Origin of the sequence: Micromonospora sp. L31, assembly GCF_052068075.1 — a bacterium.
GTDB classification, from domain to species: domain Bacteria; phylum Actinomycetota; class Actinomycetes; order Mycobacteriales; family Micromonosporaceae; genus Micromonospora; species Micromonospora purpureochromogenes.
Map to the genome: position 1 here is coordinate 74751 of NZ_JBQHDC010000002.1, position 17215 is coordinate 91965.

The 17215-nt window shown below is 74.5% G+C and carries 21 protein-coding genes and 1 riboswitch; of the genes, 10 read left to right on the forward strand and 11 right to left on the reverse strand.

Annotation, left to right across the window (positions count from 1 at the left end; all coding sequences use genetic code 11):
* Window positions 1–216 precede the first annotated feature (216 nt).
* Window positions 217–993: a DUF4097 family beta strand repeat-containing protein gene (locus ACTMS9_RS06885; RefSeq protein ID WP_441145799.1), complete on the reverse strand. Its 777-nt coding sequence runs from the start codon at window positions 991–993 to the stop codon at window positions 217–219.
* A 102-nt stretch (window positions 994–1095) separates the two neighbouring features.
* Between ACTMS9_RS06885 and recO the strand changes: the two genes are divergently transcribed.
* The 5 genes from recO (at window position 1096) to ACTMS9_RS06910 (ending at window position 4225) form a co-directional block, all read left to right on the forward strand.
* Window positions 1096–1971, forward strand: coding sequence for a DNA repair protein RecO (gene recO / locus ACTMS9_RS06890; protein ID WP_441145797.1), 876 nt, complete (start codon window positions 1096–1098; stop codon window positions 1969–1971).
* Window positions 1972–2003: 32 nt separating this feature from the next.
* A complete protein-coding gene (locus ACTMS9_RS06895; RefSeq protein WP_210778233.1) occupies window positions 2004–2780 on the forward strand; it encodes an isoprenyl transferase in 777 nt (258 codons plus the stop codon).
* Between the two features lie 80 nt (window positions 2781–2860).
* Entirely contained in the window at window positions 2861–3046 is a 186-nt protein-coding gene (locus tag ACTMS9_RS06900) for a hypothetical protein (protein ID WP_088960799.1), read from the forward strand.
* A 193-nt stretch (window positions 3047–3239) separates the two neighbouring features.
* Complete coding sequence (locus ACTMS9_RS06905) at window positions 3240–3461, forward strand: thioredoxin reductase (RefSeq protein ID WP_088960800.1); 222 nt, start codon at window positions 3240–3242, stop codon at window positions 3459–3461.
* Window positions 3458–4225, forward strand: coding sequence for a pirin family protein (locus ACTMS9_RS06910; RefSeq protein ID WP_441145794.1), 768 nt, complete (start codon window positions 3458–3460; stop codon window positions 4223–4225). Before ACTMS9_RS06905 ends, ACTMS9_RS06910 begins: the two co-directional genes overlap by 4 nt.
* Window positions 4226–4334: 109 nt before the next feature.
* On the opposite strand, the gene gndA is transcribed toward ACTMS9_RS06910, so the two are convergent.
* Window positions 4335–5777 carry an NADP-dependent phosphogluconate dehydrogenase gene (gene gndA, locus ACTMS9_RS06915; protein WP_441164476.1) on the reverse strand — a complete coding sequence of 481 codons (1443 nt, stop codon included), beginning with the start codon at window positions 5775–5777 and terminating at the stop codon, window positions 4335–4337.
* A gap of 160 nt (window positions 5778–5937) precedes the next feature.
* Complete coding sequence (locus tag ACTMS9_RS06920) at window positions 5938–6234, reverse strand: MTH1187 family thiamine-binding protein (protein ID WP_210778226.1); 297 nt, start codon at window positions 6232–6234, stop codon at window positions 5938–5940.
* Between the two features lie 251 nt (window positions 6235–6485).
* Between ACTMS9_RS06920 and ACTMS9_RS06925 the strand changes: the two genes are divergently transcribed.
* Window positions 6486–6734, forward strand: a complete 249-nt coding sequence (locus ACTMS9_RS06925; protein ID WP_441145790.1) for a hypothetical protein — start codon at window positions 6486–6488, stop codon at window positions 6732–6734.
* Window positions 6735–7232: 498 nt separating this feature from the next.
* On the opposite strand, the gene ACTMS9_RS06930 is transcribed toward ACTMS9_RS06925, so the two are convergent.
* The 3 genes from ACTMS9_RS06930 to ACTMS9_RS06940 all read right to left on the reverse strand — a co-directional run bounded on the left by ACTMS9_RS06930 (window position 7233) and on the right by ACTMS9_RS06940 (window position 10179).
* The gene (locus tag ACTMS9_RS06930; RefSeq protein ID WP_441164477.1) at window positions 7233–8033 is read right to left on the reverse strand and encodes an energy-coupling factor transporter transmembrane component T family protein; all 801 of its coding nucleotides are present in this window, start codon (window positions 8031–8033) and stop codon (window positions 7233–7235) included.
* Window positions 8030–9481, reverse strand: coding sequence for an ABC transporter ATP-binding protein (locus tag ACTMS9_RS06935; RefSeq protein ID WP_441164478.1), 1452 nt, complete (start codon window positions 9479–9481; stop codon window positions 8030–8032). Before ACTMS9_RS06935 ends, ACTMS9_RS06930 begins: the two co-directional genes overlap by 4 nt.
* 113 nt (window positions 9482–9594) lie before the next feature.
* Complete coding sequence (locus ACTMS9_RS06940) at window positions 9595–10179, reverse strand: ECF transporter S component (protein WP_441164479.1); 585 nt, start codon at window positions 10177–10179, stop codon at window positions 9595–9597.
* Between the two features lie 75 nt (window positions 10180–10254).
* Window positions 10255–10360, reverse strand: a riboswitch (TPP riboswitch).
* Between the two features lie 84 nt (window positions 10361–10444).
* On the opposite strand from ACTMS9_RS06940, the gene ACTMS9_RS06945 reads away from it, so the two are divergent.
* The 4 genes from ACTMS9_RS06945 to ACTMS9_RS06960 all read left to right on the forward strand — a co-directional run bounded on the left by ACTMS9_RS06945 (window position 10445) and on the right by ACTMS9_RS06960 (window position 14758).
* Complete coding sequence (locus tag ACTMS9_RS06945; RefSeq protein ID WP_441145782.1) at window positions 10445–11275, forward strand: alpha/beta fold hydrolase; 831 nt, start codon at window positions 10445–10447, stop codon at window positions 11273–11275.
* A gap of 48 nt (window positions 11276–11323) precedes the next feature.
* The gene (locus ACTMS9_RS06950) at window positions 11324–12073 is read left to right on the forward strand and encodes a sugar isomerase domain-containing protein (RefSeq protein WP_441164480.1); all 750 of its coding nucleotides are present in this window, start codon (window positions 11324–11326) and stop codon (window positions 12071–12073) included.
* A 90-nt stretch (window positions 12074–12163) separates the two neighbouring features.
* The gene (locus ACTMS9_RS06955; RefSeq protein ID WP_210778447.1) at window positions 12164–12664 is read left to right on the forward strand and encodes a DUF6328 family protein; all 501 of its coding nucleotides are present in this window, start codon (window positions 12164–12166) and stop codon (window positions 12662–12664) included.
* A 120-nt stretch (window positions 12665–12784) separates the two neighbouring features.
* Window positions 12785–14758, forward strand: coding sequence for an acyl-CoA dehydrogenase family protein (locus tag ACTMS9_RS06960; RefSeq protein WP_441145778.1), 1974 nt, complete (start codon window positions 12785–12787; stop codon window positions 14756–14758).
* Between the two features lie 24 nt (window positions 14759–14782).
* On the opposite strand, the gene ACTMS9_RS06965 is transcribed toward ACTMS9_RS06960, so the two are convergent.
* From ACTMS9_RS06965 to ACTMS9_RS06985, 5 genes are read right to left on the reverse strand one after another with little or no spacing between them, the layout of a single operon-like run.
* Window positions 14783–14950: a hypothetical protein gene (locus ACTMS9_RS06965; protein WP_280838084.1), complete on the reverse strand. Its 168-nt coding sequence runs from the start codon at window positions 14948–14950 to the stop codon at window positions 14783–14785.
* Window positions 14951–14959: 9 nt separating this feature from the next.
* Complete coding sequence (locus ACTMS9_RS06970) at window positions 14960–15565, reverse strand: hypothetical protein (RefSeq protein WP_441145775.1); 606 nt, start codon at window positions 15563–15565, stop codon at window positions 14960–14962.
* 50 nt (window positions 15566–15615) lie between these two features.
* Window positions 15616–16008, reverse strand: coding sequence for a Fur family transcriptional regulator (locus tag ACTMS9_RS06975; protein ID WP_088960811.1), 393 nt, complete (start codon window positions 16006–16008; stop codon window positions 15616–15618).
* Complete coding sequence (locus ACTMS9_RS06980; RefSeq protein ID WP_154942519.1) at window positions 16005–16304, reverse strand: ArsR/SmtB family transcription factor; 300 nt, start codon at window positions 16302–16304, stop codon at window positions 16005–16007. Before ACTMS9_RS06980 ends, ACTMS9_RS06975 begins: the two co-directional genes overlap by 4 nt.
* Before the next feature lie 43 nt (window positions 16305–16347).
* Window positions 16348–17214: a metal ABC transporter permease gene (locus ACTMS9_RS06985; protein WP_441145770.1), complete on the reverse strand. Its 867-nt coding sequence runs from the start codon at window positions 17212–17214 to the stop codon at window positions 16348–16350.
* Window position 17215: the final 1 nt, after the last annotated feature.

A 17215-nucleotide genomic window follows, 5' to 3' on the forward strand; every position in this document is an offset into this window, starting at 1 on the left:
GGGGCGTACCCGCCGTGCCGGTGAGTCCCGCGCCGGCCGGCCCCCGGACGCCGGCCCGGCCGGTCCGGACGCTCGGCGTGCCGGCCGGCCCGGCGGGTACGGCCGGACGGCCGGCCACCGGGCCCGGCGAAAAGCGGCGCGAGCGGTCGACGGTCGGCGCCGCCGGCCGGGCCGTGGTCCCCGCCCCCCGGGTGGCCGAGCTGGCCACCGTCGAGATCAACGCTGGCTGACCCGCACGTTCCCGCTGCCGGTGCTCAGGTCGAGCATCAGCGACGCCCCCGGATCGTTCGGCACCCCCAGGTCGCTGTCGCCCGACCCGGTGCTGGACCGCACCCGGTACCGGCCGGCGGGCACCAGCACCTCGACGTCGCCGCTGGAGGCGTGGGCCCGCGCCGAGGCGGGCTCGTCCAGCTCGATCGTCACGTTGCCGGACTCGGCCTCGGCGTTCACCTGGCCCCGCAGCCGCAGCCCGGTGATGTCGCCCGACGAGGCGCGCAGCTCGACCGGGGCGGCCACGTCCTCCACCTCGATGTTCCCGGAGCCCGTCGTGGCGCGTACCGGGCCGGTGGCGCCGGCCACCCGGATGTTGCCCGAACCGAGGGCCAGCTCCACCACACCGACCCGGCTCAGCTCGACGTCGCCGGAGCCGGTCTCGCCCCGCACCCGGACCCCCTCCGGGGCGGTCACCTCGTACGACACCGAGCAGCGGGGGCCACACTCCGCGTCCAGCACCAGCTCGTCGCCCCGCACCTCGTACGTGGTGCGCGGCTGGTCGCCCTGGTAGCGCAACACCCGCTTGATGCGTACCTCGGTGGCCGGCCCGGTGGCCCGGACCACCACGTCGCCCGCGCCCGGCCGTACGGTGATCGTGCTGATCCGCACCGCCTCGGTGTGGTCGAAGTCCAGCCGCCGGAAGGAGAGCGTGTCGCACCCGGCGGCGAGGATGACGGTGGCGGCCGCGCCCAGGGCGACGGCGGTGCGGGGAAGAGCCATGGTCAGCAACCTACGGCCGGTCCCGTCCGCCGCACATCGGGGACGCGACGCCGGTCCACCCCGAACCGACCCTGATTTCCCACCCCGAGGGAGAATGGCCCGATGCCCGGGTACCGCCGCCAGCTCTACCGCGACGACGCGGTGGTCCTGCGTGTGCAGAAGCTGGGCGAGTCCGACCGGATCATCACCCTGCTGACCCGCCGGCACGGCCGGCTGCGTGCCGTGGCCCGGGGCATCCGGCGCACCACCAGCAAGTTCGGCGCCCGGCTGGAGCCGTTCGGCCACGTCGACGTGCAGCTCGCCGGCGACCCGAAGGGCAACCAGGGCAGCTCGCTGCACACGGTCAGCCAGGTCGAGGGGATCGACCTCTACGGCAAGCGGTTCCTCAGCGACTATCCCCGCTACACCGCGGCCAGCGCGATCGCCGAGACCGCGGAGCGGCTCACCCCGGTCGAGCGGGAACCCTCGCTGCGGCTGTTCCAGCTCACCCTCGGCGCGCTGCGGGCGCTGGCCGACGGGAGCCACGCCACCACGCTGGTCCTCGACGCGTACCTGCTGCGCGGGATGGCGCTGGCGGGCTGGGCGCCGGCGCTGATCGCCTGCGCGGTCTGCGGCACGCCGGGGCGGCACCGGGCCTTCTCCGTACCGGCCGGCGGTGCGGTCTGCCCGGACTGCCGGCCGCCGGGCGCTGCCCACCCCGCGCCGGCCACCATCGACCTGATGTCCGCGCTGACCAGTGGCGACTGGCGGGTCGCCGACGCCACCGAGACCGGCGTACGCCGGGAGTGCAGCGGCCTGGTCGCGGCGCACCTGCAGTGGCACCTGGAGCGCGCGCTACGCTCGCTGCCGCTGGTCGACCGGGGTGCCCCGGCGGCCGGCGCGGTCCCGTCACCCGGCGGTGGCGTGGCCGGTCCGGTCCCGCCGCCGCCCGGCGTCGGGGCCGGCGTGGACGGCGTGGACAGGGAGATGACCGAGTGATCCGATCGTTGAGGGCCGGCCGGCGCGCGCCGGTGCCGCCGACACCGCACCCGTCGGGCGCCCGGCCGCCGGCGCTGCCCGCCGAGGCGGTGCCGAAGCACGTCGCGGTGGTGATGGACGGCAACGGCCGGTGGGCCAAGGAGCGCGGCCTGCCCCGCACCAAGGGTCACGAGGCGGGGGAGTTCAGCCTCTTCGACACCATCGAGGGCGCGATCGAGCTGGGCATTCCCTACCTGTCGGCGTACGCGTTCTCCACGGAGAACTGGCGGCGCTCGCCGGACGAGGTCCGGTTCCTGATGGGCTTCAACCGGGACGTCATCCGCCGCCGCCGCGACCAGCTCGTCGACCTCGGCGTGCGGGTGGTCTGGTCGGGCCGGGCGGGGCGGCTGTGGAAGAGCGTCATCTCCGAGTTGCAGACCGCCGAGGAGATGTCCCGGGGCAACTCGACGCTGACCCTGCAGTTCTGCGTGAACTACGGCGGCCAGGCGGAGATCGCCGACGCCGCCGCCGCGATCGCCCGCGACGTGGCCGCCGGTCGGCTCGATCCGGCGAAGGTCAACGAGAAGACGGTGGCGAAGTACCTCTACCACCCGGAGATCCCGGAGGTGGACCTGTTCCTGCGTCCCTCCGGTGAGGAGCGGATCTCCAACTTCCTGCTCTGGCAGACGGCGTACGCGGAGCTGGTGTTCCTCGACACCCTCTGGCCGGACTTCGACCGCCGGCACCTCTGGTACGCCTGCGAGCTGTACGCGCAGCGGGACCGCCGGTTCGGGGGCGCGCTGCCCAACCCGGTCGCCCCCCAGGTGTAGACGTCGCCGGGCTCGTGATTGTCCGAGCGTCGGGTGGGGTACCTCTTGAGGTAGCAGCCAAGACGCGGAGGTGAACCCACATGATTCAGAAGCGGATTGCCCAGTGGGCGGTCATGGCGGTCGCCGTGCCGCTGGCCGCGGCCGGTGCGCGCCGGCTCAGCCACACGCTGGAGGCCCGCCGGGGCCCGACCGGCGTGAGCCGACTGCTCAGCAAGGGCGCGGACATGCTGCGTCCGCAGAAGGCCAAGCGTCGCCGGTTCTGGTGACCGGCCTGCCTTTCGTTCACGACTGCGGGACTCCGCTGCGCTGCGTTCCTCGCGCTCACCAGCGACCCGCACCACGCCGTCGGCGCCGCTCCCTCGGGGGCGGCGCTGACGCGTTCCGGCCGGTCGGCGCGGCCCGCGCGCGTACGATCGGCGCAGGGCGCGCCGCCCGGGCGCGTCCGCCACGGGGGTGGGGATGCCGGATCTCCGGTACAAGATGATCATGGCGCTGAACGCCGCCGACCTGGGCAGCCCGATCTGCGAACAGGTCGCCGGGATCTGCGCCGAGATCGCCGAGCAGCACTGCGCCGAGCTGGGGCACGCCCCGAGTGTGCGCTCCGGCGAGATCGCCGAACTGGCCACCGGTGAACCGGCGCTGACCTGGGCGCCGAACGAGACCGGGCAGCGGGCCTGGTGACCGCGCTGGTGCCGAGCCCGGCGGTGGACGTCCGCCGGGCCGAGGACCGGTTCAAGACCCGACTGTCCTGGCTCGACTCGAAGCACTCCTTCTCGTTCTCCCGGCACTACGACCCGGCCAACACCCACCACGGCCTGCTGCTGGTCAACAACGACGACATCGTCCACCCGGGCACCGGATTCGAGACCCACCCGCACGAGGACATGGAGATCGTGACCTGGGTGCTGCGCGGCTCCCTGGTGCACCAGGACTCCACCGGCCACAGCGGGGTCATCTATCCCGGGCTGGCCCAGCGGATGAGCGCCGGCACCGGCATCCTGCACTCGGAGAAGAACGACTCCTGGCGGCTGGACGGCCGGGAGCCGCACGGCGACCCGGTCCACTTCGTGCAGATGTGGGTGGTGCCCGACACCGACGGCGTCGACCCCGGCTACGAGCAGCTGGAGATCGGTGACGAGCTGCTGCGCGGCGGCCTGGTGCCGGTCGCCTCCGGCATGGACCGGTACGACGGCGCCTCGGCCATCCGGATCCGCAACCGGTACGCCACCCTGCACGCCGCCCGGCTCGCCGCCGGCGACGAGGTGACCCTGCCCGACGCGCCCTACCTGCACCTCTACGTGCCCAGCGGCGCGGTGACGCTGGAGGGCGCCGGCCGGCTCGGCGAGGGCGACGCCGCCCGGATCACGATGACCGGCGGCCACCGGGTCAGCGCCACCGAGCCCGCCGAGATCCTGGTCTGGGAGATGCACGCCACCCTCGCCTGAGCCGGCCTCGCTGCCCTCCCGCGCCGTCGGCCCCGGTTTGCGGCGTGTCGCGGTGTCCCCGGCTCGGGACACCGCGACACGCCGCAAGCCGGTGTCGATCAGCCGCGCCTCAGCCCGCCACCTCGGAGCGGTCGCCGGCCCAGAGGGTGTGGAACGAGCCGTCCCGGTCGACCCGGTGGTAGGTGTGCGCCCCGAAGTTGTCCCGCAGGCCCTGGATCAGCGCCGCCGGCAGCCGCTCCGCGCGCAGCGCGTCGAAGTAGGCCAGCGACGAGGAGAACGCCGGGGTGGGCACGCCCGCCCGGGCGGCGTCGGCGACCACCCGCCGCCAGCTCGGCACCCCGGCGCCGACCGCCTCGGCGAAGTACGGCGCCACCAGCAGCGTCGGCAGGTCCGGCTGGGCGTCGTACGCCTCGCGGATGCGGTCGAGGAAGCGGGCCCGGATGATGCAGCCGCCCCGCCAGATGGTGGCGGTGCCGCCGAGGTCGATGTCCCAGTCGTACTCGCGGCTGCCGGCGCGGATGTGGTCGAAGCCCTGCGCGTACGCGACGATCTTGCTGGCCAGCAGCGCGCGCCGAACGTCCTCGACGAAGGTCTCCCGCTCCTCGACCTGCCACTTCTCGCCGGCGTCGGCGAAGGCCCGGCGGGCGGCGGCGCGTTGGTCGGCGTGGCCGGACAGCGACCGGGCGAAGGTCGCCTCGGCGATGCCGGTGATCGGGATGCCCAGGTCGAGCGCGCTCTGCACGGTCCACCGGCCGGTGCCCTTCTGCTCGGCCTGGTCGAGCACCACGTCGACGAAGGCCCGGCCGGTCGCCGCGTCGGTGTGTGCCAGCACGTCGGCGGTGATCTCGATCAGGAAGGACTCCAGCTCGCCGGTGTTCCAGTCCCGGAAGATGTCGGCGATCTCCGCCGGGCTCGCCGACAGCCCCGCCCGCAGCAGGTCGTACGCCTCGGCGATGAGCTGCATGTCGGCGTACTCGATGCCGTTGTGCACCATCTTCACGAAGTGGCCGGCGCCGTCCGGGCCGATGTGCCGGCAGCACGGGACGCCGTCCACCTGCGCGGCGATCTTCTCGAAGATCGGCCCGAGCTTCGCGTACGACTCGGCGGAGCCGCCCGGCATGATGCTCGGGCCGTGCAGCGCCCCCTCCTCCCCGCCGGAGACGCCGGTGCCGACGAAGTGCAGCCCGTGCCCGCGCAGCGTCTCCTCCCGGCGGCGGGTGTCCGCGAAGTGCGCGTTGCCGCAGTCGACGACGATGTCGCCCTCCTCCAGCAGCGGGACCAGCTCGTCGATCACCGCGTCGGTGGGGCCGCCGGCCTTCACCATGACGATCACCGCGCGGGGCCGCTCCAGAGTGGCGACGAAGTCCGCGAGGGACTCGGACCCGACGAAGGTGCCCTCGCCGCCGTGCTCGGCGAGGAGGCTGCGGGTGCGCTCGGGGGAGCGGTTGTGCACGGCCACCGTGAAGCCGTTGCGGGCCAGGTTCCGGGCCAGGTTGCGGCCCATCACCGCCAGCCCCGTGACCCCGATCTGCGCCGTCGCCTGCTGAGCCATCCGTCCGCCACCTCTCGTCGGCCTGCCGTCCTGCGACCGTATCGCGGCCACCGGCCGCCAGGGTCCGGACATCGACGCTCGGTGAGCGGCGCGGAGCGGGCCGTCGCGGGCGCCGGGCGGCGGGACCAGCCGGGCCGGCCGGCGGCGGCGCCGGCCGGGGTCAGCCCTCGGCCAGGCGGGCCTCGACGTGGGCCACCTTGCCGGTGAGCGCGTCGGTGACGCCGGGTCGCACGTCGGCCTTTAGCACCACGCTGACCCGGGGCGCCTGTTCGGCCACCACGTCGACCGCCCGCTTGACCACCGCCATCACCTCGTCCCACTCACCCTCGACGGTGGTGAACATGGCGTCGGTGCGGTTGGGCAGGCCGGAGGCGCGGACCACTCGGACCGCCTCGGCGACCAGGTCGCCGACGGACTCGCCGACGCCCAGTGGGGTAATCGAGAACGCGATCAGCATGCCGCCGATGGTGCCAGTAAATCGGCTGCGGCCGCCGCCGTCGGTGGGTTAGCCTCTCGGCATGCGTATCTGACGCCCCACCTTCAGCCAGTCGGGCCCGCCGCGTCGTCGGGGGTCCGGCCGCGCCGGGCGTCCGCATTCCCCACCTTTCCCGTACGGGTGGTGTCTCCGTGGTCGGGCCGCCCGGGCCGTTCCCTGCCCGCCGACCGCCCGCCTCGCGGCGCGGTCCCCGCATCCGAAGGAGGCAGCGTATGCCCGCCAAGCGCAGTCCGAAGAAGTCCCGCCCGTCGGCGCCGGCCAAGGTGGCGGTGAGCCCGCCGGATCTCGACGCGCTCACCGTGGCGCCCGCCGCCCCGGTCACCCTGCCCGAGGAGACCGGCTCCGCGCCCGCCGCCGCCCGGCCCGCCCCGGCGACGCCGCCGTGGACCGGCCCGCCGGTGCGCGGCGGCTCCACCGCCGCCCGTGGCCAGACCCGCCGGTACGCCTTCCGCCGCAGCTGACCGGCGCCCGCTGATACGGATGCCGGCGGGGCCGCTCGACTTCCCGCGCGACGGGCTGGTGGTGCGGTTGCCGGCGGCACCCGTTCCGGCGCTCCGGTGCGGCGACCCGTCGGCTGGCGCACCGGCGGCGCCAGGCGCAGCCGGGGTCTGAGCTTCTGGCTCGGCGCGCGTGCCGCGTCCAGCATGGCCCTGCGGCGCCGATCGCCATGCCGCCGCTGGCCATGGCGACCGACGGCAGCGCGGCCCGGTGAGCCCCGTCCGGCGTGTCGCGGGCCCGGAGTATGACCGCGACGAGCGTGATACCTCTGAGGTATCACGATGCCTCTGAGGTATCGCGCTCACCGGAGACCTTCCCTCCACCAGTGGCTGGCCGAGGGGGCCGCCGGCGCCGCCCGGCCGGACCCGACCACCGGGCCGCCCGGTCCGGACCCGACCACCGGGCCGCCCGGTCCGGACCCGATCAGCGGGCCGCCCGGTCCGGGACCTGGTCGCGCCGGGTCAGCCGATCAGCGGGCGGAAGGTGCCGAGCGCGACGCTGACCGCGATCGCCGCACCCCCCAGCACGGCCGCCCCGGCGACGAGCAGCCCGTCGGCCACACCGAACCGCTGCCGGCGGGCGAAGGTGCGCGGGGTGCCGGCGTCGAAGCCCCGGGCGTCCATCGCCACCGCCAGCCGGGTGCCCCGCCGGATCGCCCCGACCAGCAGGGCGAACGCGGTCGACGCGAACAGCCGGAGCTTCGCCACCGGGTTGCGCCCGGCGTCCACGCCGCGCGCCCGGCGGGCCATCTCGATCATCTGCCACTCCTGGCCGAGCAGCGGGACCAGCCGGAACGCGGCCAGCGTCCCGATGGCGAAACGGGCCGGCGCCTTCGCGTTCTGCACCAGCGCGTCGGCCAGGTCGGTCGGGTCGGTGGTGGCGAAGACGATCACGCCCGGCAGGGCCACCGCGAACATCCGCAGCACCAGCCCGAGCGCGGTCACCAGCACCCCCGAGGTGACCAGCAGCGGCCCGGCGTCCAGCAGCACCCGGCCGGACCGGTCGGCGGCGAAGAGCACCAGCGTGACCACGATGCCGGCCGCGGCGGCCAGCAGCGGCAGGGCCCGCCGGGCCAGCACCCGGTACCGGATCCCGAACAGCGGCAGCACGGCCAGCTCCACGGCGATCGCGATGGCCGGGGCGACCGGGTCCAGGGTGGCCACCAGGACGGCCGAGAAGACCAACGCGGCGGCCAGCTTCGCCACCGGGTTGCGCCGGGCCAGCGGCGCGCCGGGCGCCGCGACGGGTTCCAGGCTGATCACGGGCGTCGCCCGGAGTCGCCGTCGGCCGGGTCGGGCCGCCGGTTCAGGGTGACGGTGCGGTCGGCGAGCGCGGCGACGAAGTCCGCGTCGTGGGTGACGGTGACGACGCCGTGCCCGGCGTCGCGCAGCTCGGCGAAGAGGTCGAGCAGCTCCCGCCAGGTGCGCCGGTCCTGGCCGAAGGTCGGCTCGTCGCAGATCAGCAGGCGGGGCGCGGTGGCCAGCGCGGTCGCCACGCTCAGTCGCCGCGCCTCCCCGCCGGAGAGGGTGTACGGGTTCGCCCCGGCCAGCCGGGTCAGCCGCAGCCGGTCCAGCAGGGCGTCCACGGTGGCGCGTACCGCCGGCTCGGACTGGCCGGTCCGGCGGGGGCCGAGCGCCAGCTCGTCGAAGACGGTGGCGGTGACGAACTGGTGCTCCGGGTCCTGGAAGACCGAGCCGATCCGGCGGGCCAGCGCGGGCGCCCGCCAGCGGTGCGGGGGAGTGCGGTCGTCCGCCCCGGCCAGGGCGGCCGTGGCGGTGACCCGGCCGACGCCGGGGCGGAGCAGCCCGCCGAGGAGCAGGGCCAGGGTGGACTTGCCGACGCCGTTGGGCCCGAGCACGGCGAGCGCCTCGCCGGCGCGTACCCGCAGGTCGGTGGGGGCCAGCCGGGGCGGCAGGCCGAGCCGGTCGGCGGTGAGCAACTCATCGCCGGGCGGCGTGGTGGCGTGCCGGGGCGGGATGGTCCGGCCGGGCACCCAGACGCCCTGGGCGGCCAGTGCCTCGCCGTGCGCGGCGAAGACCGCCTCCGGCGGGCCGTCCGCGCGGACCCCGCCGCCCGGCTCCAGCACCACCACCCGGTCGACCAGCCGCAGCGCCTCGGCGACCCGGTGTTCGACCAGGATCAGGGTGGTGTCGGCGGACAGCGCGCCGGCGACCGCCCGGCGGACCAGGTCCGCGCCGGCCGGGTCGAGGTTGGCGGTCGGCTCGTCGAGCAGCAGCAGGCCGGGGCGCAGGGCGAGCGCGCCGGCCAGGGCCAGGCGCTGCTGCTCGCCGCCGGAGAGCGCCGCGGTGGGCCGGTCCCGGTGGTACGGGAAGCCGACCCGGCGCAACGCCTCGTCCACCCGCGGCCAGATCTCCTCGGCCGGCACCCCCCGGTTCTCCAGCCCGAACGCGACGTCGTCGCCGCTGCGGGCCATCACCAGCTGGGTCTCCGGGTCCTGGAAGACGATGCCGACCCGTTCCCGGTCCTTGCGCGGGTCGAGCCCGTCGATCTCGACGGTGCCCTCCTGCTCGCCGGAGTCCTCGGGCAGCAGCCCGGCCAGCGCCGCCAGCAGGGTGCTCTTGCCGGCCCCCGAGGGCCCGAGCAGCAGGACCCGTTCCCCGGCCTCGATCCGCAGGTCCACCCCGCGCACGGCCCACGCCTTCCGCCCGGCGTGCCGCCACCCGAACCCGCGCACCAACACCGCGCCCACCCGACCCCCTCCCTACCCAGGCCCACCCGGCTCCCGGCCGGTGATCAAGAGGTTTGCGTCACGACGGTGGCTCCCGTTGACGCAAACCTCTTGATCAACGAAGCGGGGGGCGGTCAGATGGCGGCGCGCTCGCGGCCGGCGGGGAAGCGGTCGAGGACGCCGGTGCGGGCGAGGGCCCCGGTGAGGGCGACACTGCCCAGGCCGGCGATCACCAGGGAGCTGACGGCGGTGATCAGGATGTAGGGGAGGCGGAAGCTGCCCCAGGCGGTGTCCGGGTACCAGACGAAGACGTCGTAGATCGCCGCCGCCAGGCCGGCCAGCGTGGCGGCCAGCAGGGCGACGGGCAGCCGGAAGACGCGGTACCCGAAGGCGGCGAAGGCGAGTTCCGCCGCGGCGGCCTCCAGCGGACCCTGGATGACCAGCGTCCAGCCCCAGCTGCTGCCCAGCGCCACCGAGACCAGCGCGGCGACGGTGAGGGTGAAGAAGGCGGCGCCCGGCTTGCGGATGATCAGACCGCCCAGGACGGCCGGGACCAGCCAGACGCCGTAGATGGCCGCCCGGCCGGGCAGCGGGATCGCGTCGGCGGGGCCGTTCCAGAGCAGGCCCCAGGCCCAGAAGATGATGCCGAAGGCCACCCCGAGCACCGCCGCGATGACGATGTCGATGGTGCGCCACCGGTTGCTGTCGGTGTTGGTCATGTGTGCTCCCAGTCCAAATGATCGAACCAGGAGAAGACGCACGCCGCGCCCGGTGTGGGACCGGACGGCGGCGCGGCTGGAGGTCGACCGAACTCCCTGCGCTGGCATTACCCAGATCAGGTTCGAGGGTCTGCGGGCGGTGCCCGCACTCTCAGCGCTGTGCGCTCCCCTGTCGGATGTGAAGTTGTCTCGTCGACGCTAACAGCTCCGACCCCGCCACGGTCGGCCCGGGTGGACGACCGCCGGGCTGGGTAGGCTGCCGATCATGCGGGTCGAGGCGCGAGGGCTGACGTTCGAGGTACGCACCGGCGGCCCGGAGGGCGGCGAACCCGTCCTGCTGCTGCACGGCTTCCCGCAGCACGGCGGCGAGTGGGACGAGGTGGTGCCGGCGCTGCACGCCGCCGGCCTGCGCACGTACGCGCCGGACCAGCGGGGCTACTCGCCGGGCGCCCGCCCGACCGAGGTGGCCGCCTACCGGTTGCCGGAGCTGGTCGAGGACGCGGTGGCGCTGCTCGACGCGCTGGGCGTCGAGGCGGCCCACGTGGTGGGGCACGACTGGGGCGCGGTCGTCGCCTGGGGCCTCGCCGCGGGGCACCCCGAGCGGGTCCGCACGCTGACCGCAGTCTCCGTGCCGCATCCGGCCGCGATGGCGCACGCGCTGGCGAACGATCCGGGGCAGAAGGCGCGCTCGTCGTACGTGCTGCTGTTCCGCCAGCCGGGCAAGGCCGAGAAGGTGCTGCTGGCCGTGCGGGCGGCCGCCCTGCGCCGGCTGCTCTCCGGAGTGGGCGACGCCGGGCGGGTGGCCCGGTACGCCGAGCCGATGCGGGAGCCGGGCGCGCTGACCGGGGCGCTGAACTGGTACCGGGCCATGTCCCAGGCCGACCTGGCGCGGACCGGGCCGGTCGGGGTGCCCACCACCTTCGTCTGGAGCGACAAGGACGTCGCGATCGGCCGGACCGCCGCCGAGGCCTGCGCCGCCCAGGTGACCGGGCCGTACCGGTTCGTCGCGCTCCCCGGCGTCACCCACTGGATTCCCGACGAGGCGTCGGCCCCGCTGGCCGAGGCGATCCTGGCCCGGGTACGCGACCTGGCCTGAGCCCGCCGTGGGCCACCCGACGAGCAGGACCGACGAGCGGAGGAACGCATGACGGTGAGCGCCGAGGCATACCTGGCGGTGGTGACCGAGACGATCGGCCGGGTGGCGGCGAGCCAGCGGGAGGCGGTGGGTCGGGCGGCCGACCTGATCGCCGAGGCGCTGCGCGCCGACGGGGTGGTGCACGCCTTCGGCACCGGCCACTCCGAGGCGCTGGCGATGGAGATCGCCGGCCGGGCCGGTGGGCTGGTGCCGACCAACCGGATCGCGCTGCGCGACCTGGTGCTGCTGGGCGACGAGCCGGCGAGCATCCTCGGGCCGCACCTGGAGCGCGACCCGGCCGTGGCGCACCGGCTCTACGAGCTGGCCCCGGTCCGCCCGTCGGACATCTTCGTGCTGGCCTCCAACTCCGGCGTCAACGGCGCGATGGTGGAATTCGCGTCGCTGGTGGTCGAGCGCGGGCACCGGCTGGTGGCGATCACCTCGGCGCAGCACTCGGGCCGGATGGCCTCGCGCCACCCGTCCGGGCGCAAGCTCGCCGACTTCGCCGACGTGGTGCTGGACAACGGCGCCCCGTACGGTGACGCGACCCTGCCGCTGCCCGACGGCGGTGCGGTCGGCGCGGTCTCCTCGATCACCGCGGCCCTGCTGGCCCAGCAGATCGTGGCCGAGACGGTGGCCCGGCTGATCGCGGCGGGGGAGCGGCCCCCGGTCTACCTGTCGGCGAACATCACCGGCGGCGACGAGCACAACGCCGCGCTGGAGGCCCGGTACGCCGGCCGTATCCGCCGAGGTTCCTGAGCCGGTTTCGCGCCACTCCGGTTGGGGCATTGGCGTTGCTGCCGGCGGGGTGAGCCCCGTCGGCAGTACCGTCTCTTCCGGAGGTAACGCGTGTCGAAGGAATCCGAGAAGCAGCGCTGGCAGCGCAACTTCGCCGATCTGCTCCAGGAGTTGCGCGTCGCCCAGACCGGCGTGCAGATCCTCTTCGCCTTCCTGCTGACCCTGCCGTTCAGCAACGGCTTCACCCGGACCAGCGGCTTCCAGAAGGACGTCTACATCGTCTCGCTGCTGTCGGCGGCGGCCGCCACCGCGATGATCATTTCGCCGGTCGCCTTCCACCGCGCGCTGTTCCGCCAGGGCCGCAAGCCCGAGCTGGTGCGCTTCGCGCACCGGATGGCCAGCGCCGGCCTCGCCTTCATGCTGATCTCGATGGTCAGCGCGGTGCTGCTGATCACCGACTTCGTGCTGCAGCGCGAGATCGCATTCGTGCTGAGCGCGCTCACCGGGCTGTGGTTCCTGACCTTCTGGGTCTTCCTGCCGATGGCCCGGCGCAACTGGGGTGAGGACGTCGACGACGACGATGACGCGCCGCAGGTGCTGACCGGCGACTGACCCGGTCACCGGCCGGGAAATCCGACGTGCGCGCAACGCTACCCCTGGGTAACACCCGGGGGTAGCGTTGCTCTTGTCGAGCACGTTGACGCATCCGGACCGAGGTTCGAGGGGGCAGCCGTGACCACGACGCACAACAGCCGACCCACCGAGGACGGCGCCGGGCCGCTGCCGGCCGAGGCGGGCCAGGTCTCCGAGAAGGAGGCCCGACAGGTCGCCGAGGCGGCCCGGGAAACCGCCTGGGACCGGCCCAGCTTCGGCAAGGAGCTCTTCCTCGGCCGGTTCCGGCCCGACCTGATCCACCCCTGGCCCCGCTCCGACCCGGACGACGACGCGCGGGCCGAGCGGTTCCTCACCGAGCTCGGCGCGTATCTGCGGTCCGAGGTGGACGGCGGAGCCATCGAGCGCGACGCGTCCATCCCGGACGAGGTGTTCCAGGGGCTGGCCCGGCTCGGCGCATTCGGCATGAAGATCGACCGCAAGTACGGCGGCCTCGGCCTGAGCAACCTGCATTACTGCCGGGCGCTGATGCTGGCCGGCTCGGTCAGCCCGGCGATCGGCGCGCTGCTCTCCGCCCACCAGTCGATCGGCGTGCCGCAGCCGCTGAAGATGTTCGGCACCGACGAGCAGAAGCAGCTCTTCCTGCCCCGGCTGGCCGCCGGGGAGGTATCCGCGTTCCTGCTCACCGAGCCGGACGTCGGCTCCGACCCGGCCCGCCTGGCCACCATCGCCGAGCCGACCGCCGACGGCACCGGCTACCGGCTCAACGGGGTGAAGCTCTGGGCCACCAACGGCACGGTGGCCACCCTGCTGGTGGTGATGGCCCGGGTGCCGGCCGGCGAGGGGCGGCGCGGCGGCATCACCGCGTTCGTGGTCGACGGCGACAGCGACGGCATCACCGTCGAGCGGCGCAACGCCTTCGTCGGCCTGCGCGGCCTGGAGAACAGCCTCACCCGGTTCCACGACGTCTTCGTGCCCCGGGAGAACGTCATCGGTGGCGAGGGCAAGGGACTGAAGATCGCCCTGACCACGCTGAACACCGGTCGGCTGTCGCTGCCGGCGATGTGCGTCGGCGCGGGCAAGTGGTCGCTGAACGTGGCCCGGGAGTGGGCCGCCGACCGGGTGCAGTGGGGCCGGCCGGTCGGCGAGCACGAGGCGGTCGCCCAGAAGCTCTCCTTCATCGCCGCCACCACGTACGGCATGGAGACCATGCTCGACCTCTGCTGCCTGCTCGCCGACGACGACCGCAACGACATCCGGATCGAGGCGGCCCTGGTCAAGCTCTACGCCAGCGAGATGGCCTGGAAGATCGCCGACGAGCTGATCCAGATCCGGGGCGGGCGCGGCTACGAGACGGCCGACTCGCTCGCCGCCCGGGGCGAACGCCCGGCCGCGGTCGAGCAGATGCTGCGGGACCTGCGGATCAACCGGATCTTCGAGGGCTCCACCGAGATCATGCACCTGCTCATCGCCCGGGAGGCGGTCGACGCGCACCTCTCGGTCGCCGGCGACATCATCGACCCGGACGCCGGCCTCGGCCGCAAGGCCAGGGCGGGGGCGCGGGCGGGGGCCTTCTACGCCAGATGGCTGCCCACCCTCGCCGTCGGCAGAGGACAGAGCCCCCACGCGTACGGCGAGTTCGGCCCGCTCGCCGGTCACCTGCGGCAGGTGGAGCGGCACTCCCGCAAGCTGGCCCGCTCGACCTTCTACGCGATGTCCCGCTGGCAGGGGAAGATGGAACGCAAGCAGGCGTTCCTCGGCCGGGTGGTGGACATCGGCGCGGAGCTGTTCGCGATGTCCGCGGTCTGCGTGCGGGCGTACGCGGAGCGGGACACCCGCCCGGAGAACGTCGAGCTGGCCGACCTGTTCTGCCGGCAGGCCCGGGTCCGGGTGGAGCAGCTGTTCACCGCGCTGTGGGAGAACACCGACTCCGTCGACGTCGCGGCGGCGAAGCGGATCCTCGCCGGCCGGTACGCCGCCCTGGAGTCCGGCGTGCTCACCCCGCCAGCCGACACACCGTGGGTGGCGCGCTGGTCACCCGGCCCGTCGACCACGCCGGACGTCCGCCGCCGGATCCCGCGTCAGGGCGGCTGAGCAGGGACTGGGCCGTCGCTGAAGTCAGCGGGCGACGGCCCAGGCCAGCACCGCCGCGAGGATCAGCCCGTTGAGCAGGGCGAGCACCAGGTACGCCTGCGGCGGGATCTTGCGACCCTTGCGGACGAAGCTCACCAGGACGGCGGCGTACCCGAGCAGCAGCACGGCGACGACGATCAGGAAGTACAGCACCGCCACACCCTAGCGGCCGCCCCGCAGCCCGAGTCGGCGCAGCTCCAGTGCGGCGAGCGCGTCGACGGTGGCGTCGTCGCCCCGCCGCCACGCCTCCGCCACGTCCGGATCGATCCTGGTCAGCTTGCGCAGCGGCTGCCCGGTGAGGGCGCGCAGCGCCAGCAGGTCCCGCCCGGCCGGGGCGGTGGCGAGCGCCTTCGCCGCGGCGGCCCGGCGCATCCAGCGCACCCGCAGCGGCAGCCAGCCGAAGAGCACCAGGGCGAGCGGGAAGACCAGCACGGCGATGGCGAGGGCCAGGGCGAGCTGGCCGACCAGCTCCTGCTGGTCCCGGCCGGCGTCGGCGACCGCGCGGGCCGCCTCGGCGGCCCGCTCGAAGGGGGCGGTCAGCTCGTCGCCGACCAGCGGCACCCGGCCGACCTTGCCGCCGGCCTCGGCCAGGTTGTCGGCGAGACCGCCGCCGGCCCCCTCCAGCTTCTGTCCGGGTACGGCGAGTTTCTGCACCAGGTCGTGCACCCACAGGGCGAAGCGGATCGCCGCGTACACCCAGACGACGACGAGCAGGTCGGTGAGGAGCTGGCGGAGGGCGACGGGGAAGCGATCGGCGTAGATCTTCACGCCGGACAGCGTGCCACGACGCGGCCCGGCGGGCACCCCCTGAATCGCCGTCAGGCGGCGCACTTCGGGCAGGTGCCGAAGATCTCCAGGGTGTGGCTGACGTCGGCGTACCCGTGTTGGGCGGCGACCCGCTCGGCCCAGGTCTCCACCGCCGGCCCGGCCACCTCGACGGTGCGGCCGCAGGCCCGGCAGACCAGGTGGTGGTGGTGCCCCTCGCTGCACCGGCGGTAGAGGTGCTCCCCACCGGGCGGACGCATCACGTCGATCTCGCCGGCGTCGGCGAGGCCCTGCAAGGTGCGGTAGACGGTGGTCAGCCCGACCCGCTCGCCCCGGTCCCGGAGCATCGCGTGCAGCTCCTGTGCGCTGTGGAAGCCCTCCACCTCGGCGAGCAGGGAGCTCACCGCCGTGCGCTGCCGCGTGTTCCGCAGCGCCCCCTCGCTCATGATCCCTCCCCGGCGTGGCTCACCGCGTCCGCCACGATGTGCGCCACGTGCTCGTCGACCAGCGCGTACGCGATCTCGCGGCCGCGCCGCGAGCCGCGGACCACGCCCGCCCCGCGCAGCACCCGCAGGTGCTGGGAGACCAGCGGCTGGGGGGCGCCGAGCTTCTCCACCAGTTCGTGCACACACCGTTCACCCTGCGCCAGCTCGCTCACGATCGCCAGCCGGATCGGGGCGGACAGGGCGCGGAGCAGGTCACCCGCGCCCTCGTAGGCCTCGTACCCGTTCGTGCCGGTCACCCTGCAACGGTAACCAATACCACCGACAGGTGCCGGGGCGGTGTCACTGGAGCACGACCTCGTGCGGCTCGGGCGCCGGCGTACCGGTCGGGGTGGACCGCCGGCGCAGCGTCCGCCAGCCGGCGGCGGCGAGCGCGACCACCAGGAACGAGGCGATGGCCAGCAGCACCACCGAGGCGCCCGGGGCGGTGTCGGCGGTGGCCGCCACCCAGACCCCGGACCCGGCCGCGAAGAGGCCGAGCGCCATGGCCGCCGTCATGGTGCTGCGGAAGCCCCGGGTGACCTGCTGCGCGGTGGCCACCGGCACCACCATCAGGGCGCTGATCAGCAGCACCCCGACGGCCCGCATGGCGATGGTGACGGTGACCGCGGTGGCCACCGCCAGCAGCAGGTTCAACGTCCGGACCGGCAGCCCGGCGACCCGGGCGTACTCCTCGTCGTGGCAGACCGCGAAGAGCGCCGGGCGCAGCGCCAGCATGGTGACCAGGATGGCCGCGCCGAGCACCGCAATGGTGATCAGGTCCTGCGGCGAGATGGTGGTGAGCGAGCCGAACAGGTACGCGTTGAGGTTGGCGCTGGTGGCGTCGGAGAGCCCGACGAGCATCACCCCGCCGGCGATGCCGCCGTAGAAGAGCAGTGCCAGCGCGAGGTCGCCGGAGGTGCGTCCGCGCGCCCGGACCAGCTCGATGGTGATCGCGCCGAGGGTCGCCACGACCACCGCCACCAGCACCGGGGAGCGGTTGAGCAGCAGCCCGGCGCCGACGCCGGTCAGCGCCACGTGGCCGATGCCGTCGCCGATCAGGGTCAGCCGCCGCTGCACCAGGTAGATGCCGAGCGCCGGGGCGGCCAGGCCGATGACCAGGGCGCCGATCAGCGCGCGTTGCATGTAGGGGTACTGGAAGAGTTCCATG

Coding starts and splice junctions, on each gene's coding strand:
- ACTMS9_RS06950 (WP_441164480.1), top strand. CDS start 11,324: ATGACGGTGAGCGCCGAGGCATACCTGGCGGTGGTGACCGAGACGATC.
- ACTMS9_RS06925 (WP_441145790.1), top strand. CDS start 6,486: ATGCCCGCCAAGCGCAGTCCGAAGAAGTCCCGCCCGTCGGCGCCGGCC.
- gndA (WP_441164476.1), bottom strand. CDS start 5,777: ATGGCTCAGCAGGCGACGGCGCAGATCGGGGTCACGGGGCTGGCGGTG.
- recO (WP_441145797.1), top strand. CDS start 1,096: ATGCCCGGGTACCGCCGCCAGCTCTACCGCGACGACGCGGTGGTCCTG.
- ACTMS9_RS06975 (WP_088960811.1), bottom strand. CDS start 16,008: ATGAGCGAGGGGGCGCTGCGGAACACGCGGCAGCGCACGGCGGTGAGC.
- ACTMS9_RS06900 (WP_088960799.1), top strand. CDS start 2,861: ATGATTCAGAAGCGGATTGCCCAGTGGGCGGTCATGGCGGTCGCCGTG.
- ACTMS9_RS06905 (WP_088960800.1), top strand. CDS start 3,240: ATGCCGGATCTCCGGTACAAGATGATCATGGCGCTGAACGCCGCCGAC.
- ACTMS9_RS06945 (WP_441145782.1), top strand. CDS start 10,445: ATGCGGGTCGAGGCGCGAGGGCTGACGTTCGAGGTACGCACCGGCGGC.
- ACTMS9_RS06885 (WP_441145799.1), bottom strand. CDS start 993: ATGGCTCTTCCCCGCACCGCCGTCGCCCTGGGCGCGGCCGCCACCGTC.
- ACTMS9_RS06920 (WP_210778226.1), bottom strand. CDS start 6,234: ATGCTGATCGCGTTCTCGATTACCCCACTGGGCGTCGGCGAGTCCGTC.
- ACTMS9_RS06985 (WP_441145770.1), bottom strand. CDS start 17,214: ATGGAACTCTTCCAGTACCCCTACATGCAACGCGCGCTGATCGGCGCC.
- ACTMS9_RS06940 (WP_441164479.1), bottom strand. CDS start 10,179: ATGACCAACACCGACAGCAACCGGTGGCGCACCATCGACATCGTCATC.